Genomic DNA, 18110 nt, shown 5'->3' with positions numbered 1-18110 from the left:
CAGCGGGTTAGTCTGTGACTCAGGAGGAGCCTCATGCCCACAGATATCGAGATTGCCCGCGCCGTCCCTTTGCGCCCGATGCCCGAGATTGCTGCAAAGCTGGATATTCCTGAAAACGCGTTGATCCCCTATGGCCGCGATAAGGCCAAGATCGACGCGGCCTTTATCGCAGGTCTCAACGGTCGCGAGAACGGCCACCTGATCCTTGTCACCGCGATTTCCCCGACGCCGGCGGGCGAAGGTAAGACGACCACAACGGTGGGTTTGGGCGATGGGTTGTCGCGCCTCGGCAAACGCGCGGCGATCTGCATTCGCGAGGCCAGCTTGGGGCCGAATTTCGGGATGAAAGGCGGCGCTGCGGGCGGAGGCCATGCGCAAATCGTGCCGATGGAGGCGATGAACCTGCATTTCACCGGCGATTTCCACGCAATCACCTCGGCGCATAATCTGCTGGCGGCGATGATCGACAATCACATCTATTGGGGCAACAGCCTAGAGATCGACGAACGCCGGGTGACGTGGAAGCGCGTGGTCGACATGAATGACCGCGCCTTGCGCGATATCGTGGTCAGCCTTGGTGGCGTCAAGAACGGCTTCCCGCGCCAAAGCGGGTTTGACATCACGGTCGCCTCCGAGGTGATGGCTTGCCTGTGTCTCAGCCGCGATCTGACCGAGATGGAGGACCGGCTGAGCCGCATCATTGTGGCCTATCGCCGCGACCGCAGCCCTGTCACCTGTGCCGATATCGGGGCGCAAGGCGCGATGGTGGTGCTGCTCAAGGACGCGCTGCAACCCAATCTTGTGCAGACGCTTGAGGGCACGCCCGCCTTTGTGCATGGCGGGCCGTTTGCCAATATCGCGCATGGCTGCAACTCGGTGATCGCCACGCAAGCCGCGTTGAAGCTGGCCGATTATGTCGTGACCGAGGCCGGGTTCGGCGCCGATCTGGGGGCCGAGAAGTTCTTCGATATCAAGTGCCGCAAGGCCGGGCTTGCGCCCTCGGCGGCGGTGCTTGTGGCGACGGTGCGCGCGCTCAAGATGAATGGCGGAGTCGCGAAATCTGATCTCGGGGCTGAAAACGTGGCGGCGGTGCAAAAGGGGTGTGCCAATCTCGACCGTCACATCGCCAATACCAAGGCGTTCGGCGTGCCGGTGGTCGTCGCGATTAACCATTTCACCACCGATACCGAAGCAGAGATCGAGGCAATCCGCCACGCCGCGCGCGCGCAGGGCGTCGAGGCGGTGCTGTGTACCCATTGGGCCGAAGGTGGGGCGGGCACCCTGGAACTGGCGCAAAAGGTCGCCAATCTATGTGAGGGGCCATCCAGTTTCGCGCCGCTCTATCCCGACGAGATGGGGCTGTTTGACAAGATCGACACCATCGCGCGGCGGATCTATCACGCGGGCGAGGTAATTGCGGATAAAACCATCCGCGCCCAGCTGCGCGAATACGAGGCGGCGGGGTATGGCGATCTGCCGATCTGCATGGCCAAGACGCAATATTCCTTTAGCTCTGATCCCCAGCTTTTGGGCGCGCCCGAGGGCCACACCCTGCCGATCCGCGAAGTGCGACTGTCGGCTGGGGCGGGGTTTGTCGTGGTGATCTGCGGCGAGATCATGACGATGCCGGGCTTGCCACGACATCCGGCGGCGGAAAAGATCGGGCTGGATGGGGACGGCCAGATCACGGGCTTGTTCTGAGCAAGTCTTGAGCTTGCCTGCACAAACTGCGATAGGAAGGCGCAATTATCTGCGGGGGCCGTGCCGATGAAATCCGCTTCACAGCTGCATACGATGGAAGAGCTGCGCGTTGAAATCGACGCGCTGGATGGCGAACTGGTCGCGATGCTAGCCGCGCGCAGCCGCCTGATCGACCGCGCCGCAGAGATCAAGCAGGGCAATGGCTGGCCCGCGCGAATCCCCGACCGGGTTGAGGATGTGGTGCAAAAAGTGCGCGCTAGGGCCGAAGCTGCCGGGCTGAACCCGGATCTGGCCGAGCGACTTTGGCGCGAAATGATGGAACATTTCATCGCACAGGAAGAACTGGTTCTGGGCAAAGGGGATCGCACATGAGCGCCAAGATTATCGACGGGAAAGCCTTTGCTGCCACGGTGCGCGAAAAGGTAGCGGGCCATGTCAGCCGCCTGCGCGAGGTGCATGGCATCGTGCCGGGGCTGGCCGTGGTGCTGGTGGGCGATGATCCGGCCTCGGAAGTTTATGTGCGCAACAAGGGCAAACAGACGCTGGAAGTCGGGATGAACTCCTACGAGCACAAGCTGCCCGAGGACACGCCCGAGGCCGATTTGCTGGCGCTGGTGGCGCGGCTTAACGCCGATCCGGCGGTGCATGGCATCCTGGTACAGCTGCCTTTGCCCGATCATATCGACGAGGAAAAAGTGATCAATTCGGTCACGCCGAGCAAGGATGTGGACGGGTTTCATATCCTCAATGTCGGGCTGCTGGCGACGGGCCAGAAGGCGATGGTGCCCTGCACGCCGCTCGGTTGTCTGATGATGCTGCGCGACCATCACGGCAGCCTGTCGGGGCTGAATGCGGTTGTGGTTGGGCGCTCCAACATCGTGGGCAAGCCGATGGCGCAGCTGCTGCTGCGCGATAGCTGCACCGTAACAATCGCCCATTCGCGCACCAAGGATCTGGCCGAGGTTTGCCGTGGCGCTGACATTTTGGTCGCTGCCGTCGGGCGGGCGCAGATGATCCCGGGCGATTGGGTGAAACCCGGCGCGACGGTGATCGACGTGGGGATCAATCGCATCCCGGCCCCCGAAAAGGGCGAGGGCAAAAGTCGTCTGGTGGGCGATGTCGATTTCGACAGCGCCGTGCAGGTCGCCGGTGCGATCACGCCGGTCCCCGGTGGCGTCGGACCAATGACCATCGCCTGCCTGCTGGCTAACACGATCACCGCCTGTTGTCGTGCGCATGATCTGCCAGAACCCTCTGGATTGACCGCGTAATCCCGAAGAAAGATTGCGCGCGCCAGATATTATGCGCTATCCGCTTGCCGCAAGGTAAGTGGGTGGGGTCGATCGATGTCGAAATTCCTAGCGCTCTATCGCCGTGTGATCTGGTTTCCCGCGCTTGGCGTGATTTGGGGCGTGGCCTCGCTGTTTGGCATCATCGCCGGGCCCTTCGGGTCTGCCATCGGGATGAGCTTGGGGGCGCGCGCCCTGTTTTGGCCGTTGGTGATTGGTGCGGGCATTTTGATCGGGACTGCGGTGCAGATATTCCTGCGCCACAGGCTGGGGCAGCGCGCGCCTTGGCGTGAGGCACCGGTGCTTGCTGCGCTTGTCGCCTTGATCCTGTCTTGGCCGATCTATTGGCTGACGGTGAAGCTGGCGCATGATCCTGAACCACCCGGCGTTGGCGTTCCCCGCATGGCGGGCGCAATTTTTGGTCTGTCGATCGCGACTTCGGTTCTGCGCTATTGGATTGCACCCAAGCGCGTGCGCCCGCCTTCGAAAACGCCAGCGATTGCGCGCCTCGTGATGCGGCTAGAGCCGGGGCTGCGCAGCCCCTTGGTTCGGCTGGCGGTGCGCGATCACTATGTGGATGTCGTCACGCAAACCGGTGCGGCGAGCGTTTTGATGCGCCTTGCCGATGCGATTGCCGAGACCGAGGGAACGCCCGGATTGCAAGTGCATCGCTCGCATTGGGTGGCGCTGGCGGCGGTGCGGGGGCAGTTGCGCGAAAACGGCAAGCTGTTCTTGAAAATGGCGGATGGCGCGCTGGTTCCGGTTTCGCGCACCTATCAGGGGGCGGTCGAGGCGGCAGGATTTCCCGCCGCCTGATACCTTAGTGAATGATGGCGCCGTCTTTGACGAACATGTTGTCCCACGCGCGATCAATCAGTTCGGGCGTCATCTGATTGGGGATGCCCTCAAACTCACAGATCGAGATCATCTGGTCGATCAGGAAGATCGGCTGATAGTTGGCGTAGATATTTTCGATGGTCGGGTATTTCACCTTGAGAAGGTGAACCAGCGCCTTCTCATCCAAGGGGACTTTACGTTTCTTCGCAACCAGTTGGAAGATTTTGAGGAAATCAGACTGGTTCGGCCCGTCAATCTTGATCTTGAAGAAGATCCGGCGCAGAGCCGCTTTGTCGAAGATCTCATTGGGGTGGAAGTTGGTCGAGAAAATCACCAGCGTATCGAAGGGAACCTCGAATTTTTCACCCGATTGCAGCGATAGGATGTCGCGGTTTTCTTCCAGCGGAACGATCCAACGGTTGACCAGTTTCTGCGGCGGCTCGGCTTGGCGACCAAGGTCATCCACGATGAACACCCCGCCCGAAGCCTTGAGCTGTAGCGGCGCGGTATAGGTGCGGGCGGTGGCGTTGTATTTCAGATCCAGCATATCGAGCGACAATTCACCGCCGGTGATGACCGTCGGGCGCTCGCAATAGACGTAGCGGGTGTCAAACTGCATCCCACGCTTGCGCAATGCAGTCGGGTCGTCTTGGGGCAGGGCGGCTGCGGTGTGCACGATCGGGTCGAATACCGTAATCACCTGCCCAGCATATTCGATCGCGCGCGGGATGTAGATCTGATCGCCGATCGCATCGCGAATACCGTTCGAGATAGAGGATTTACCGTTGCCGGGGGGACCATACATCAGCACCGAACGCCCTGACGATACCGCCGGGCCAAGCTGCCCGATCAGATCGGGTGGCAGCACCAGATGGCCCATCGCGCCGGTCAGCTGTTGGCGCGTGAGTTGGATGTTGCGGATCGACTGACGGCTCACTTGTTCGCGGTACATCTCAAGCGGCACCGGTGCAGCGCCATAATATTCCGACTGCGACAGCGCATCGAGCGCGCGTGCCTTGCCGGTATCGGACAGCTGAAAATTCATCTCACCGGTCGAATTGGCGTGCAATGTGCCCATTGCCTCGACCAAAGCCTGTTTGCGGCAAATGTCGATCAGCTCCTGAACCAGCGTAATCGGCAGGCAGATTTGTTCCGACAGCCCGTTGGCCGAGCCCACATTGGTTCGAAACATCGTCTTGAGCAGCAGATCGCGCAACATCACGGTCTTGAGCCCGGTTTCCGCCAAGCTGCGCGGAGGGAGCGGTGCGATGCCACTTCCGGCCATCATATTCATCGGTTCGTTCCTTATTGCTGCGCGCTGCCGGTATCGTGACCGGGCCTTGATTATTTTCCTGTGTGAGCGCCATTGGCGGGCCGCAATTGGCCACTATTGGGATTCACAGCTGCAGTATGCAGGGCTATTGTGGCCAAAAATGGGAAAAAACGCGGAAGAGGCGGATATGCGGGACGAAAAAGAAACAGGGGCGAAACCCGCCCGTTTGATTGCTGTGGCCGCGATACTCGCCTTTGTCATGGCGGCGGCGCCGTTTCTGAAGGGTGCGCTGATCATCGGTAAGCATGAGGGGGACACGCTTCATCTGGCCGATATCGTATTGCGCATGGCCGATTACGGGCAATTGCCGCATCTGGATTTCATGACGCCGCTGGGGATTTTGTCGGTCTTGCCGATCGTGCTGTTCGTCAAGGCGGGTTTCGGGTTTGGCATGGCTTTCGCGGCGGCGCAGGCGCTTGTGGCTGTGCTGCTGTTCGGGCCGATCTTGCGTGTTGCACTGACGCGCTTTGCGGGTTGGACGGCTTGGGCCTATACGGGGTTCGTGATTTCGATGATCCTCGCGCTGGTGCATGGCGAGGCGATTTCTGCGCTGTCTATCTCGATGCATTACAATCGCTGGGCTTGGGCGCTGGCCTATATTGCGCTGCCGCTTGCGATGCTAGAGCCGCGGGGCGCGCGTCGCCCTTGGCTTGACGGGGCGCTGATTGGACTGGCCTTTGCGATCATGCTGACGGTCAAGATTACCTATGCCGTGGCGTTTTTCCCAGCGGTCGTGTTGGCGCTTTTGCTGCGACGCGACTTCAAAGCGATTCTGGCGGCGCTGATCTTTGGTCTGGCGGTCATGGCCGTGATGACGGGGTGGCTGGGCGTGGCATATTGGCAGGCCTATTTGCGTGACCTTCTTGCGGTTGCCAATTCCAGCACGCGCTCAGCGCCGGGGCTGCCGTTGCCGGATGTGATCGCCTCGCCCGCGTATCTGGGGGGATCTATGGCATTGCTGGCCACGGTGATCTTCTTGCGCCAATCGGGGCGCATGACCGAAGGTCTGGTGCTATTGCTGCTGGCGCCAGCCTTCGCCTACGTCACCTATCAGAACTTTGGCAATGATCCGAAATGGCTGGTTCTATCGGGCTTGGTGGCGCTTAGCCTTCGCCCGGCCAATACCATCACCAACAGTCTTGGCTGGCCGCTGCGTCAAGCCTTGCTAATTTGTGGTGTGATCATGCTGGCTTTGAGCTTGCCATCCGTTCTCAACATGGCGTGGAGCCCGCTGCGCCTCTTGGCCGATAATCGGCCCGATCAGGTCCCGCTTTTGTCGCGATCCAAGCAGGGCAAAGACGTTCTGATCACGGCCGCGCGCATGTATCGCGTCGTGACCACGCAGCCCGCAGATGGCCCAGGTGAACCCTATGCCGCCTTTGCGGATCGTTACGACATGAGCAGCGATGAGAAGAAAGAGGGCGGAAATTCGGATTCGGAGCCGTTCAAACTGAATGGTGAGGCGCTGCCAATCTGCGAGATGACGACGGGCTACAACGCATTGTTCGAGACGATTGCGGACGATCTGATGCAGCAAGGTCTCAAGGGCAAAAGCGTGCTGGTGGCCGATCTGTTCTCGTCACTTTGGCTCTATGGCGATTTCAAACCCGTCGAGGGGGGCGCGCCTTGGTATTACTCGGGAACGCCGGGATTGGCGCATGCCGATTATGTGCTGGTGCCGCTCTGCCCAACAAATGACATTCGCCGCAATGATATTATGAAGGCAGCCCTGAAAGCGGGATGGCAATTCGACGAGGTGGCACGCAGCCCGATCTATCTGCTGTTCAAGCCAGTGCCACCCAAGTCGTAATCGCCGCGCTTAGCCTGAGATTGCGAGGATCAGCAAATAGGCCCAAAGCGTGCCAACCAAGGCCAAACCCATCGGAAAATCCTTGCGTGTCCAGCTCACCCAATCGGGGGCCATGGCGCGCAAGGCAGAGATAGAGCGCGCTATCCGATGGGCGGTGAACGCCGCCAGCAAGAAGGCGGTCAACAACATCACCATCAGCATGATGTGATCCCAGTTGGTCGAGAAATAGGGCGCAGCGGCGGCAGCGAATTTTGCATCCCCCGCGCCGAAATGCGCGATCTGGTTGAGGATATACCCCAGCGCAAAGATCGCCAGCGCATTCACCCAGCGCCAAGCGTACAGGTCGAAAGGCATCAAAATTGGCCCTGCAACCGCGAAAACCGCCAAAAGCGCATAGACCGCATTGTTGCGAATCTTCATGTACTTCAAGTCGGTAAAGACCACCCATGCGCATATCGGGGTGATCAATACCAGAAACGCAAGCGCCGCTTGCGACTGAGTCAGATGGAGCATGCACTTAGCCTCTGATCGTGCCCGGTGCGCCCTGATCTAGTGCCTTCAGCGCCCGGTCAGCTTCCGCAAAATATTGGGGATTGGTGTCAATGGCGTCTTGCAACAGCGTCTTGCCCATCGTCACATCGCCCCGCTTCACGGCGGCAAGCCCGGCGGTATACAGCAGATGCGCGCGCTCAGATTGCGTCATCTCGATCACGGGCAGCTCATATTTGCCTTGGCTTGCGCGCGCCAGAACCAAGTTGTTCTTGGTGGTGAAGCGATTGGGGTCGTAGGTCAGCGCCTCTTTGAACAGCTTTTCAGCCCCCTTGGCATCGCCCCGTGTCAGCTTGGAAAAGCCCCAGTTATTGTAGATGCCCGAGGGTTTTGTCGTTAGCCCAGCCGCGGTCTCATAAAAGCTGTCGGCTTTTTTCCATTGCTTTTCACTATCGGCCACCATCGCTTCAAGACGATAGCGATCAAAGGTTTCGACCGTTGGTGGGACCGTGTCGAGCGTCGTTTTCGCGCCCGACCAGTCATTGGCGCGGATCTGGGCATCGGCGAGCATCACTTTGTCTTCGTCCGTGGCGCCGGGCATCGTCAGAATATATTGCCAGACTTTCACCGCTTGATCGGGCTTGTCCGCGCGCACCAGCGATTTCGCCAGCCCGCGACGAATGTCGATCCGATCGGGGCTTTCCTTGGCGGTGCGAGCAAAGTAGTTAACCGCCTCGTTGGGGTCTGCCACGGTCAGCATGATGTTTGAGAGGTTGGTCTCATCAACGGCGTTCACGCTTTTCATGGCGCGCGCGACTTCTGCATCGCTGCTATTGCCCATGCAGCCGGAGAGAGTCGTGATAGCGCAGCCCGCAAGGGCTGCCAGAAATACGGGATGGCGCATGTTTGTGCGTCCTTTTTGCTCGAGCCTCAGTGCTTCGTCAGCAAAAGATAATCACCTACCCCACGTCTGACGAGCTTGAACTGTTCATCCTGAGGCGGAGCGTAACTCGGTTTTTGAATTTTTGCGAGCGCGAGGCGCAGGTTTTGCCGGATCGCGTCCGATTGGCCACTGTCCAGCGCATAGGCGGTGTGAAAGACCCGCGCGGCCTCGGCATATTTGCCCCGGTTCATCAGCACGACCCCGAGATTGTTCCAGGCGGGGACAAAGGTCTGGTCGCTTTCTGTGGCGCGGCGCAACATCTGTTCGGCCTGATTGAGCCGCCCCAGTTTCAGATCTGCCGAGCCAATCGCGGAAAGCACATCGACTGTCGCCCCCTGTTCGGCGGCCGCGCGATAATAGGCGCGTAACGCGAGCTCATATTCACCCGCCGCCATCAGGCGATGCCCAACCGTGAGACCGTCCACGGCCTCGGCCCCCGGTTTCGAACCTGGTGCGAAGGGGCCGTCTTTTTCACCCGAAAGGCCGCCCGTAGAACAGGCGGCCAGTGCGAGAACCAAGAATGCGGCAAAAGCGGCGCCGCGCGGCCTTAAAATCATGCGTTTACATGCCCATTTTCGCGAAGTTCTGCATCATACCATAGACCGATGGGCCGACAAGGATGATCAGAAGCGGCGGAACGGTGAACATCATGGTGCCCAGTGTCATTTTGGTGGGGATCTTGTTTGCCGCCTCTTCGGCGCGCATCACCCGCTTGTCGCGCATATCGGCCGAATACAGCCGCAAAGCCTCGGCAATAGAGGTGCCAAATTGCTGCGACTGGATCATCACCGTAACAAAGCTCGCAATATCGGACACACCCGAACGCTCGCCAAAACGGCGCAAAACATCGGTTTTATCCAAGCCTGCTTTGATCTCATGGGCGACCATCGCGAATTCCTCGGCCATCGCCGGGTAGGATTTCTTCAGCTCTTTGGACACCCGAATGATCCCCTGATCAAGCGATTGCCCCGCTTCAACGCAGACCAAGAGCATATCAAGCGAATCCGGAAACCCGTTCTGGATTTCAGCGGTGCGGGCCTCCACGCGTTTATCCACCCAGTATTTGGGCGCGTAATAGCCCGCGGCACCGGGCAGCAAAATCGCAACGATCGTCATGGTCGAGGTCAGGCCTTGCTCGCTTGAGGAGTTGGCGATCACCACATAAAGCACGCCCAATGCGAGAAAAATCAAACCGGCAGCAAACTGCGCTGCGTGGAAATTTCGCACCGCGTCGGGGCCGCGATAGCCCGCGCGTTGCATCCATTTCTTCGACTCCGTCAATTCCTCGGCGTTTTGGGGCTCGAGGAACGACGCGTATTTGTCGAGCTTGTCCGAGCCCGTTTGGCGAAGCTTTTGATCCCCGCTTGCCGCGCCATTTCTCCCGGAACGAGCGCTCGCAGAGGTGCGGCTTGAACGCAGCTTTTCATAGGGGTCCTCGCGTTTTTTCAACAATGCGGGGAGGGCGGCCAGCACAAGCAATGCGGCAACGCCGACAAGGGCGATCATGGGCCCCATCGGGCCGAGCATGTTCACGAGTGAAGTGTTGATGGCAGCGAAATCCATGAGATGCCTCTCAGACCTTGATTGTGGTCATGATCTTCATAAAGAGCACATTTGCCCCCAGAAGAACGAAAACGATAATGGCGGTGGGGATGAAAGCTGATGTGTCTTTCACTTCATCGTAATAGTGCGGTGAGGCAACCTGAATGATCACCATGATCACGACAGGAAAGGCCGAAAGAAACACTCCGGACCAGCGCGGTTCAGCCGTAATCGCACTCACGCGGCGCATCAGTTTGAAACGCGAACGAATGACTTTGGACAGCCCGTCAAGCACCTCGGCAAGGTTCCCCCCCGAGCTTTGCTGGATCGACACGGCCACCGCAAGGAAGCGCAAATCCTGCATATCCAGACGCTCGGCCATTTCCGAAATCGCCTCGGCAATGTTGCGCCCGTAAGCCGCCTCATCGGCGATGATGCCGAATTCGGTTCCCATCGGGTCAGGAATCTCGCGTGCGACGGCTTGGATCGCCGAGGCCAGCGGGTGCCCAACACGCAAGCTGCGCACCATCAGTTCGACCGCGTCGGGAAGCTGCTCTTCGCACAGCGCCATGCGTTTCTTGGCTTTTGAATGCACCCAGAAATAGACCCCGCCCACACCCATGCCAAAGGACAGGGCGACGCGGATATAAATGCCGGCATTCGAAGCAATGGACAGCGCACCAAAGGCAAGGAATGTCGCCCCGACCATGATCCCGATCAGCGCTTTGGGCGAGAACGCAATATTGGCCTTTTGCGCCTTGGTCGCGAGGATCGAATAGAATGGAATGGATTTCGCGCTGAGGTGTTGGGTCGCCTCTTTGCGCAGCCGCTCAAGCACCTCATCGCGCCGTTCGCCCTTTTCGAGCATCTCCAAGCGGCGGTTGACCCGATTGTTCAGCGAGATTGATTTGCCGAAGACCAGCAAATACAGACCTTCGACCAAAAGCAGCACAGCGACGAAGATCAGCAAATAGATGATAGGCGTGATGGAAATCATCGTGACACTCCTCAGTCCTGAACGGGTTCGTAGATCGAGGCAGGCAAGTCATAGCCCCACTGCTTGAAGCGGTCTGAGTAATGCGAGCGCACGCCGGTCGGGGTGAACCGCCCGATGATTTTGCCATCCGGGGCGAGGCCGAGGCGCTCGTAGCGGAAGACTTCCTGCATCGAGATGACATCACCTTCCATGCCGGTCACTTCGGTGATCGAGACCATCCGACGCGAGCCGTCTTGCAGACGCGAGGCCTGCACGATCAGGTTTACAGCCGACGCGATCTGGCTGCGCATTGCCTTCATCGGCATCTCGATGCCCGACATTGCGATCATGTTTTCCAGACGGGACACGCCATCGCGCGCAGAGTTCGCGTGGATCGTGGTCATCGAACCGTCGTGGCCGGTGTTCATGGCCTGCAACATGTCGATGACTTCCTCGCCACGCGTTTCGCCCACAATGATCCGGTCCGGACGCATCCGCAGGGCGTTGCGCAGACAGTCACGCTGGGTGACCGCCCCTTTGCCCTCGACGTTGGGCGGACGGCTTTCCATCCGGCCCACATGGATCTGTTGCAGCTGAAGTTCCGCCGTGTCTTCGATTGTCAGAATGCGTTCAGAATTGTCGATGAAAGACGACAGCGCGTTCAGCGTCGTCGTTTTCCCCGAACCCGTACCGCCTGAAACGATGACGTTCAGGCGCGTCGAGACGGCAGCCTGAAGATAGGCGGCCATTTCTTCGGTGAAGGCGCCAAATTTCACCAGATCGTCGATCGCCAGCTTGTCTTTTTTGAACTTACGAATCGACACCAGCGAGCCGTCCACCGCAACCGGAGGCACCATCGCGTTGAAACGCGAGCCATCGGCAAGACGGGCGTCAACATACGGGTTGGATTCGTCCACACGCCGTCCCACAGCCGACACGATCTTGTCGATGATGCGCAGCAGATGCGGCTCGTCTTTGAAGGTGATCTCGCTGAGTTCTAGCTTACCGTTGCGTTCGACGAAGATTTGCTGGGGGCCATTGACCAGAATATCGTTGACCGTCTCGTCTTTCAAAAGTGGCTCAAGCGGACCAAGGCCCATCACCTCGTCATACAGCTCTTGATGGAGCAGTTGGCGATCTTGCGAGTTCAGCGCGACCGACATTTCGATCATCGCCTCAGAGGTGATGTCTGCAATCTCGGCTTTGAGATCCATTTCGGAGGCGTGCTCAAGCGCGGCAAGGTTCAGGTTCTCAAGAAGACGCTTGTGCATCTCGACCTTGAGTTCCTGCATCCGCAGCTTGCGCTTTTTCTCTTTGTCCACGGTCGCTGCGGGGGCCGCGGCCTTGGCCACCGGCAGCGGCTTGCGCACCGAGGGTTTGACGGGCGCGGCATCGGCGCTCGCCATTGGCGGGGGCGTCATTGCCTTGGTCGCCGCATCTTTTTTGTAGCGTGAGAACATGTCACCCGCTCCTTTCTATCGAGCCGTGGCTTCTGCGGCTTCGCCAAGCGCGACGAGCGAGCCTGCGAGTTTCTGAATTTCTTTGCGCAGCGGGCATTTCGGCGCTGACAGCGCAAGCGGGAGGCCGTGGTCATTGGCCTGGGTAATCGCCTTGCCGCCGTCGGACAGTTGCAACTCGATCGAAATATCAAGGCTCTCGGCGAGGCGTTTCACGCGGGCCTTGCCGTTGAGGTCGGTGAATTTCGGCGTCCGGTTCAGCACATAGCGCAGCTTTTCAGTGGGTAGGCCTTCGGCCTTGAGCGCGCGCAAAAGACGCAGCGCGTTTTGCGCCGAGCGCATGTCCAACTCGAGCAGAGCGAAATAAAGCTGGGCCTTGTTGATCACCGTCTCGGTCCAGCTGACGACGGTCGAGGGCATGTCGATAATGACAAAATCGAACTGCGCGCGCGCGGCTTCGATCAGGCGTTCGACATCCTCGCCGTTGATCAAATCCAGCGGCAACATATCGGTCGGCGCGGTCAGCACATGGAGTTTGTCATTATAGGCCAGCAATGCCTGACGGAAGCTGTCCGCATCCATATTGTCGGTATCGCTGAGCAATTCGTAAACCACTTCGCGCTGCGGCAAATCAAGATATGTCGCGGTTGCGCCGTATTGCAGGTCAAGATCCAGCAAGCAGACGCGCGGTGAGGGGTTGGTGGCCTTCTTGTTGCCGTCGTGGACCGTTGCCATTTCCCAGGCAAGGTTCACCGCAAACGTACTTGCACCGACGCCGCCGGACAGACCATGCACAGGCAGAACCACACCATCGCGGCCGCGACCACTTTGGTAGGCCGGGCTTGCGGCTTGGGGAGGAAGAGCGGGAATGTCGCTGTCGCCCAGGCGCTCGATCGCGTCATGCAGTGCGCCTTCGGGAAGCGGGTAGGGAACGAAATCATCTGCGCCAAGGCGCAACAACTGGTGCAGAGCGATCGGGCTGACTTCCTCGGCGATCAGGATCACGCGGATGCCGTTCTCTTTCGCGGTGGTGATGATCCCGGAAATCTTCGCCAGCTCATCTTCATCATCGCCATCAACAGCGATTGCGATGAATTCAAGATGCTCTGCATCGGGTTGACCCAAGAAAATCACCGCTTCGTCAAAGCTGAGATCCCCCCAGTTTTCGCCGAGCTCGGTTTCCATATCCTCGATCAAAAGATCGAAGTTCGCGACGTCACGCGAAACCGTGCAGGCCTGAATCGGCGCTGGCTCCGGAGTCATCATAGCTGCTGCACTCATTGCCTCTGTCCTTTGCTCAGCGGGTTTACGATGTCGGGGTCGTTTCTGCCCCGTGCTTCATCGCCAAACCCGGCACGACTCGTGCCACGCCTTTTCTGCTGAGGACTAATCTGTTGCCCAATCTTGGCGAGATTGGGGCCAGACTGTTTCAATTGTGGGGTTTTGCGCGACTATAATGAAGAAAGGCGAGCTTTGTTGCCAAGCTCGCCTCTCCAGTCATGTTGATTGTTCTCAAATTGCGATCAGCCGCCGCCACCAGCGCCAGGAGATGCGGTATTAACCTTGGTGATCGGCACGACCGAGGCCGACCGGATGTATTCGCGATAGACCACTTCGGCATATTTGCCATCCATCGGGATCGGTTTGCCGCCACTGACAAATCCCGACACCTCGGTAACGGTGCGGCGATTTTGCTCGTTCGGGGCAGGGGTGTAGACCAACGGCTGTGTTTCGCCGAAGGACACCACAGCCTCAAGGCGGCGGCGCGAGATGCCCTGTGCCTCTAGGAAACTCACCACAGCACGCGCCCTGCGTAGGCCGAGCGCCTTGTTATATGCGTTCGAGCCGACGAGATCGGTATGCCCGTAGACGCGGAAGCGCACTTCGGGGAACTGTTTGATCCAATCGGCCTGTTGCAGCAGAATTTGGCGCGCCTGTGGTTCCAGCACGGAAGAGTTGAAAGCGAAATGCACCGTATTGGGCACATCAGCTGCAAATTTCCGCGTCAGATTGATCGCATAAGACTGATCGCCTGTCATCATCGCGAGGTTTTGGTTCGTCGCCGATCCAAAGCCGCCGCGCTTTGGATCAAGATCCGAGCCGGCCTCTGAGTTCAGGATTCGCGTTCCTTCCGAACAAGCGGCCAATGCCAGACCTGCCGTCAGGATGAGCGCCATGTTGCGCATCGTATGCCCGAGCCTGTTCATCACTTACTCCATCACATAACCATAGGAGCCGGAAAAGTCTTGCTTGGCAACTTCTGCCGCCGGCCCTTTGGTTGGCTTGCGGTTCTTGCCTTGCACCTTTCCGTAAAGGAACAGTTCCGATTCTGTCGGCGGCTTTACCCGATCGGTGGGCAAGGCAAGCGCCTGACCTTTGATGGGCGACACCAGATGCGGCGTCACGATGATCACAAGCTCGGATTGCTTGCGCTGATACTCGGCCGAGCGGAACAGCGCGCCCAAGATCGGAACATCGCCAAGCCATGGGATTTGCCCGTTGAGATCGGTGAAGTCGTCTTGCAGCAGTCCGGCAATCGCGAAGCTTTCGCCATCGCGCATTTCAACCGTGGTCGACGTCGAGCGCTTTTTGAAGGCGTTGACGCTGAACCCGCCCTGAGTCATCGAAACCGAAGTATCGATGGCCGAGACCGAAGCTGCAATCTCAAGGTTGATGATGTCGCCATCGACAACGCGCGGGGTGAAGGCCAGTTCAACGCCGAAGGGCTTATATTGCACCGAAACGGTATTGTCGTTCACGACCGGGATCGGATATTCGCCACCTGCGAGGAAATCGGCCTGTTGACCCGATAGCGCGGTCAGATTCGGCTCAGCCAAAGTGCGCACGACACCTTTGGATTCCAGCGCTTCTAGAAGCACTGCGAATTCCAGATTGCCAGCGGTAAAGCCCATCCCGATTGCTCCGGTTTTGTCGCTGGAGATCGGAAGGGTTCCGTTGTCAAACGCGTTGCCGATGGCGCCGCTTTGAGTGAAGTTGCCAGTGCCGCCAATCGTCCCAACCGCGCCGCTGCCACCGCCGACAATGCCGCGAACGGCAAGCGAAGAGGACAGGTTTTTGGCCACGGAGCGCTGCATTTCTGCAAAGCGAACCTTCAGCATGACCTGTTGCGTGCCTGAAACCGAAAGCAGATTCGACACCCGGTCCGGTGCATAGCGTTTTGCCAGATCCAGCGCCCGGTCAAGCTTTTGCGCCGAAGACACGGTACCCGACAGGACGATCCCGTCATTGGCCGTGCGCACGTCGATATTCTCACCCGGCAAAATTTGTTTCAGGCGCTCTTTGAACTCTGCGATGTCCGGGGTGACCTGAACATCTACGTTCGAGATCAGTTTGCCACCTTCACCGAGGATCGTCATCGTCGTGCGCCCAGGCAGTTTTCCCAGCACATAAATCGATTTGTCTGAAAGCGTTTGGACATCTGCAATGCCGGGGTTGGCGATCGACAACTCCGAGAAGGGGACATCGCTTTCGACGACCACCGCACGGTTCATCGGCACATTCAACGGTGCCTGAGTTGTTCCCGACATAATTTTCAGTGTATCCGCCTGCACGTACGGCACGACACTAAACCCAATAGCCGTAGCTAATAAGCAAGCCTTAATAAGCGTTCTCAATTCCATTGTGACCCTGCCTCTCCGATCACGCCACGTCACAGGTCTTAACGCCTGCTTTGGGACTGTTTTGTCCATTATTAATGGGAACAATGCCGCAATCCTGTTTTTATTGCAAGAATCAAAGCTTTGAGCGGCGTTCTTGATGTGGGGAAACTGCCACATATACGAAGCGAGGCCGCAGCGGGCCTCGCTCAACCCTCTGAATTGAGGCATTTTGTCAGTTTGTGCAGGGGATCTCGGTTTCGACGACGTCACTCCCCTTACGGGTCTTGATCGTGCAAACCTTCTTGGCGACCACCTTCTCAACTTGCTTTTCCTGGATGCCCAAGAGTTGGTTGCGATCAATCTCGATCTTGCCGACTTGCTTGGTGTCCAGCGCGCCGACGAGCGACAGTGTCAGGCTTCCGGTGGACTGCGCCAAAGTCAGAGCGGCGACCTGCTCGGGGCTGACTTCTGCGGTGACGGTGCGCGCAATTTGCGTTTCTGCGGTGCGATCTGCATCAGCGCTTTGGTCGATGGCGATCAGTTTCAGTCTTGGCTGGATCAGCTTGGTGACGGGCTCGCCGTTAATATTGCCTGACCAGTAGACATCCACCCGGTCGCCCGGACGCAAGAACCCTGAAACACCAGTCGAGACATTCACCTGAATGGTGAAAGCGCGCTGGTTGGGGGCCAGATTGGCCATGATACCCGCGTCAACGCCCGGTTCTGTGACCTTTTTCGCCAACAAGGGTTCAAATGGCTCAATCGAGCGCAGCATGGCCCTCGGGCGGGTCTCTCCCTCAAGGAACACGGCAGTTTTCGCTTCGGGGGTTCCTTGCTTGGCAACGATGCGCTGAAAGGCGCCAGGCGGCACGGCATCGGCCTCCACCTTGACGACGGCCAGATCCTCTTGCGTGAAGCGTGCGCCGTATTTCAGCTCCCTCTTGGAAACCACGACATCCGCAAGGCGCGGGAATTTTTTCTGCAGCTCGGCGTAATGGTCACGCTCGGCCTGGAACTGTGCGATTTGGCCTTGCGCCATGTAAACCGCTACCACGGCAAGGCCGATGCCTGCGGCGAGGAACAGAGCGAAGATCATACGCATTGTTCTACCCTTTCGTATTCAAACCGGAGACAATCCCCAGCATTCATCCATTATTATGCACGCGATCATGGCGAGATCATGGCCGAGCCAAGACTGCGTCGTGGCGAATAGTCAAAATCCGTGCGGCGTTTAGAACGAGCTGGTATTGATGCTACGCTCGCCAATAAAGGTAGCGATGTTGCCTGCTGCGGTGCCGGTCTTGCTCCAAATCACCACGCCGACCAGCATTCCGAGGGAAACGATCGCGGCGGTTAAAACCACCCAATCCACCGTAACGGCACCATCTTCGCTGCGCAGGAAAACCCGGAATTTTCTCAAAAGGGTCTTGTTCATTTTTCTAGTCCTTCTCGTCGTTTCCGGCCGCTTTTCTGGCGCGTTCCACCCTTTTTGACCCAACGTCATGGCGAAAATTTGGCCGCTTCTGGCGCAATCTATGTTTTCTGCGATCCGCAACTTAAAAAGCCGCCCCGGAGGAGCGGCTTTGTTGCGCTGCAAGGCGTCGCCCTGAAAGCGCTGATTATTTCGCGAAGTCGGTCGAGATCGAAGCCGAACCGAGATAGTCGCCGATGCTCGAAGTCAGAACGCCGGTCTTTTTGCTCACCAGCGTCATCGCTGCGGCGCCCAGGCCGACAACAGCTGCGGTCAGAACAACCCAGTCAACGGTCACTGCGCCGTCTTCTTCGTTGTGGAACTTCTTGAGTTTGAAAAATTTCATCATGGGTCTTCTCCAGGGTTTGGTTGCAAGGCCCGCGTCTTTTCGGCCTCAGCCTTGCGTCGCGGTATGTCTATATTCTGACGCTCAAAAACGGCCGGAATTGGGCGTAACGCGATCTCTTTCAAGGTATTTCCCGCGCAATTCTGTGCTTTGGCTATGCTGAGGCAGGAAAAAGCCGCCCCGGAGGAGCGGCTTTGTTGCGCTGCAAGGCGTCGCCCTGAAAGCGCTGATTATTTCGCGAAGTCGGTCGAGATCGAAGCCGAACCGAGATAGTCGCCGATGCTCGAAGTCAGAAC

General features: G+C 58.5%; 19 protein-coding genes. 5 read left to right on the top strand and 14 right to left on the bottom strand.

Annotation, left to right across the window (positions count from 1 at the left end):
- The first annotated feature begins 33 nt into the window (after window positions 1-33).
- The 4 genes from QZ571_RS03605 to QZ571_RS03590 all read left to right on the top strand — a co-directional run bounded on the left by QZ571_RS03605 (window position 34) and on the right by QZ571_RS03590 (window position 3806).
- Window positions 34-1701 carry a formate--tetrahydrofolate ligase gene (locus tag QZ571_RS03605; RefSeq protein ID WP_295531903.1) on the top strand — a complete coding sequence of 556 codons (1668 nt, stop codon included), beginning with the start codon at window positions 34-36 and terminating at the stop codon, window positions 1699-1701.
- A 66-nt stretch (window positions 1702-1767) separates the two neighbouring features.
- Window positions 1768-2073: a chorismate mutase gene (locus tag QZ571_RS03600; RefSeq protein ID WP_295531900.1), complete on the top strand. Its 306-nt coding sequence runs from the start codon at window positions 1768-1770 to the stop codon at window positions 2071-2073.
- Window positions 2070-2972, top strand: a complete 903-nt coding sequence (folD, locus tag QZ571_RS03595; RefSeq protein ID WP_295531897.1) for a bifunctional methylenetetrahydrofolate dehydrogenase/methenyltetrahydrofolate cyclohydrolase FolD — start codon at window positions 2070-2072, stop codon at window positions 2970-2972. Before QZ571_RS03600 ends, folD begins: the two co-directional genes overlap by 4 nt.
- A 75-nt stretch (window positions 2973-3047) precedes the next feature.
- Window positions 3048-3806, top strand: coding sequence for a LytTR family transcriptional regulator DNA-binding domain-containing protein (locus tag QZ571_RS03590; protein ID WP_295531894.1), 759 nt, complete (start codon window positions 3048-3050; stop codon window positions 3804-3806).
- Between the two features lie 4 nt (window positions 3807-3810).
- Here QZ571_RS03590 and QZ571_RS03585 read toward each other — a convergent pair whose 3' ends face one another.
- A complete protein-coding gene (locus QZ571_RS03585; RefSeq protein WP_295531891.1) occupies window positions 3811-5121 on the bottom strand; it encodes an ATPase in 1311 nt (436 codons plus the stop codon).
- Window positions 5122-5287: 166 nt separating this feature from the next.
- On the opposite strand from QZ571_RS03585, the gene QZ571_RS03580 reads away from it, so the two are divergent.
- A complete protein-coding gene (locus QZ571_RS03580) occupies window positions 5288-6970 on the top strand; it encodes a glycosyltransferase family 87 protein (protein ID WP_295531888.1) in 1683 nt (560 codons plus the stop codon).
- Between the two features lie 9 nt (window positions 6971-6979).
- Here QZ571_RS03580 and QZ571_RS03575 read toward each other — a convergent pair whose 3' ends face one another.
- From QZ571_RS03575 to QZ571_RS03515, 13 genes are all read right to left on the bottom strand, one after another.
- The gene (locus tag QZ571_RS03575) at window positions 6980-7483 is read right to left on the bottom strand and encodes a prepilin peptidase (RefSeq protein ID WP_295531885.1); all 504 of its coding nucleotides are present in this window, start codon (window positions 7481-7483) and stop codon (window positions 6980-6982) included.
- 4 nt (window positions 7484-7487) lie between these two features.
- Window positions 7488-8363: a hypothetical protein gene (locus QZ571_RS03570; protein ID WP_295531882.1), complete on the bottom strand. Its 876-nt coding sequence runs from the start codon at window positions 8361-8363 to the stop codon at window positions 7488-7490.
- Window positions 8364-8389: 26 nt separating this feature from the next.
- The gene (locus QZ571_RS03565; protein WP_295531880.1) at window positions 8390-8959 is read right to left on the bottom strand and encodes a tetratricopeptide repeat protein; all 570 of its coding nucleotides are present in this window, start codon (window positions 8957-8959) and stop codon (window positions 8390-8392) included.
- A gap of 4 nt (window positions 8960-8963) precedes the next feature.
- Window positions 8964-9965, bottom strand: a complete 1002-nt coding sequence (locus QZ571_RS03560) for a type II secretion system F family protein (protein WP_295531877.1) — start codon at window positions 9963-9965, stop codon at window positions 8964-8966.
- A 10-nt stretch (window positions 9966-9975) separates the two neighbouring features.
- Complete coding sequence (locus QZ571_RS03555; RefSeq protein ID WP_295531874.1) at window positions 9976-10941, bottom strand: type II secretion system F family protein; 966 nt, start codon at window positions 10939-10941, stop codon at window positions 9976-9978.
- An 11-nt stretch (window positions 10942-10952) separates the two neighbouring features.
- Window positions 10953-12380 carry a CpaF family protein gene (locus tag QZ571_RS03550; protein WP_295531871.1) on the bottom strand — a complete coding sequence of 476 codons (1428 nt, stop codon included), beginning with the start codon at window positions 12378-12380 and terminating at the stop codon, window positions 10953-10955.
- A gap of 15 nt (window positions 12381-12395) precedes the next feature.
- Window positions 12396-13658 (bottom strand): AAA family ATPase, encoded by a 1263-nt coding sequence (locus QZ571_RS03545; RefSeq protein WP_295531868.1) that lies wholly within the window; start codon window positions 13656-13658, stop codon window positions 12396-12398.
- Between the two features lie 242 nt (window positions 13659-13900).
- A complete protein-coding gene (locus QZ571_RS03540; RefSeq protein WP_295531866.1) occupies window positions 13901-14584 on the bottom strand; it encodes an OmpA family protein in 684 nt (227 codons plus the stop codon).
- A 3-nt stretch (window positions 14585-14587) separates the two neighbouring features.
- Window positions 14588-16018: a type II and III secretion system protein family protein gene (locus tag QZ571_RS03535; protein ID WP_295532179.1), complete on the bottom strand. Its 1431-nt coding sequence runs from the start codon at window positions 16016-16018 to the stop codon at window positions 14588-14590.
- A 211-nt stretch (window positions 16019-16229) separates the two neighbouring features.
- Window positions 16230-17099, bottom strand: a complete 870-nt coding sequence (gene cpaB / locus QZ571_RS03530) for a Flp pilus assembly protein CpaB (RefSeq protein ID WP_295531863.1) — start codon at window positions 17097-17099, stop codon at window positions 16230-16232.
- Window positions 17100-17228: 129 nt separating this feature from the next.
- Entirely contained in the window at window positions 17229-17432 is a 204-nt protein-coding gene (locus tag QZ571_RS03525) for a pilus assembly protein (RefSeq protein WP_295532178.1), read from the bottom strand.
- 184 nt (window positions 17433-17616) lie between these two features.
- Complete coding sequence (locus tag QZ571_RS03520; RefSeq protein ID WP_295531861.1) at window positions 17617-17817, bottom strand: hypothetical protein; 201 nt, start codon at window positions 17815-17817, stop codon at window positions 17617-17619.
- A gap of 81 nt (window positions 17818-17898) precedes the next feature.
- On the bottom strand, window positions 17899-18110 hold a 212-nt coding region (locus QZ571_RS03515), incomplete at its 5' end, for a hypothetical protein (protein WP_295531858.1).

This window comes from uncultured Thioclava sp., from assembly GCF_913064665.1.
GTDB lineage: Bacteria > Pseudomonadota > Alphaproteobacteria > Rhodobacterales > Rhodobacteraceae > Thioclava > Thioclava arctica.
This window is presented reverse-complemented; position numbering and strand designations above follow the sequence as displayed.

Bases quoted from the DNA above. Each gene is read 5' to 3' on its own strand.
- QZ571_RS03525 (WP_295532178.1), bottom strand. From the start codon at position 17,432: ATGAACAAGACCCTTTTGAGAAAATTCCGGGTTTTCCTGCGCAGCGAA.
- QZ571_RS03560 (WP_295531877.1), bottom strand. From the start codon at position 9,965: ATGGATTTCGCTGCCATCAACACTTCACTCGTGAACATGCTCGGCCCG.
- QZ571_RS03535 (WP_295532179.1), bottom strand. From the start codon at position 16,018: ATGGAATTGAGAACGCTTATTAAGGCTTGCTTATTAGCTACGGCTATT.
- QZ571_RS03520 (WP_295531861.1), bottom strand. From the start codon at position 17,817: ATGATGAAATTTTTCAAACTCAAGAAGTTCCACAACGAAGAAGACGGC.
- QZ571_RS03600 (WP_295531900.1), top strand. From the start codon at position 1,768: ATGAAATCCGCTTCACAGCTGCATACGATGGAAGAGCTGCGCGTTGAA.
- QZ571_RS03580 (WP_295531888.1), top strand. From the start codon at position 5,288: ATGCGGGACGAAAAAGAAACAGGGGCGAAACCCGCCCGTTTGATTGCT.
- QZ571_RS03585 (WP_295531891.1), bottom strand. From the start codon at position 5,121: ATGAATATGATGGCCGGAAGTGGCATCGCACCGCTCCCTCCGCGCAGC.
- QZ571_RS03550 (WP_295531871.1), bottom strand. From the start codon at position 12,380: ATGTTCTCACGCTACAAAAAAGATGCGGCGACCAAGGCAATGACGCCC.
- cpaB (WP_295531863.1), bottom strand. From the start codon at position 17,099: ATGCGTATGATCTTCGCTCTGTTCCTCGCCGCAGGCATCGGCCTTGCC.
- folD (WP_295531897.1), top strand. From the start codon at position 2,070: ATGAGCGCCAAGATTATCGACGGGAAAGCCTTTGCTGCCACGGTGCGC.
- QZ571_RS03545 (WP_295531868.1), bottom strand. From the start codon at position 13,658: ATGAGTGCAGCAGCTATGATGACTCCGGAGCCAGCGCCGATTCAGGCC.
- QZ571_RS03590 (WP_295531894.1), top strand. From the start codon at position 3,048: ATGTCGAAATTCCTAGCGCTCTATCGCCGTGTGATCTGGTTTCCCGCG.
- QZ571_RS03540 (WP_295531866.1), bottom strand. From the start codon at position 14,584: ATGAACAGGCTCGGGCATACGATGCGCAACATGGCGCTCATCCTGACG.
- QZ571_RS03570 (WP_295531882.1), bottom strand. From the start codon at position 8,363: ATGCGCCATCCCGTATTTCTGGCAGCCCTTGCGGGCTGCGCTATCACG.
- QZ571_RS03575 (WP_295531885.1), bottom strand. From the start codon at position 7,483: ATGCTCCATCTGACTCAGTCGCAAGCGGCGCTTGCGTTTCTGGTATTG.
- QZ571_RS03565 (WP_295531880.1), bottom strand. From the start codon at position 8,959: ATGATTTTAAGGCCGCGCGGCGCCGCTTTTGCCGCATTCTTGGTTCTC.
- QZ571_RS03555 (WP_295531874.1), bottom strand. From the start codon at position 10,941: ATGATTTCCATCACGCCTATCATCTATTTGCTGATCTTCGTCGCTGTG.
- QZ571_RS03605 (WP_295531903.1), top strand. From the start codon at position 34: ATGCCCACAGATATCGAGATTGCCCGCGCCGTCCCTTTGCGCCCGATG.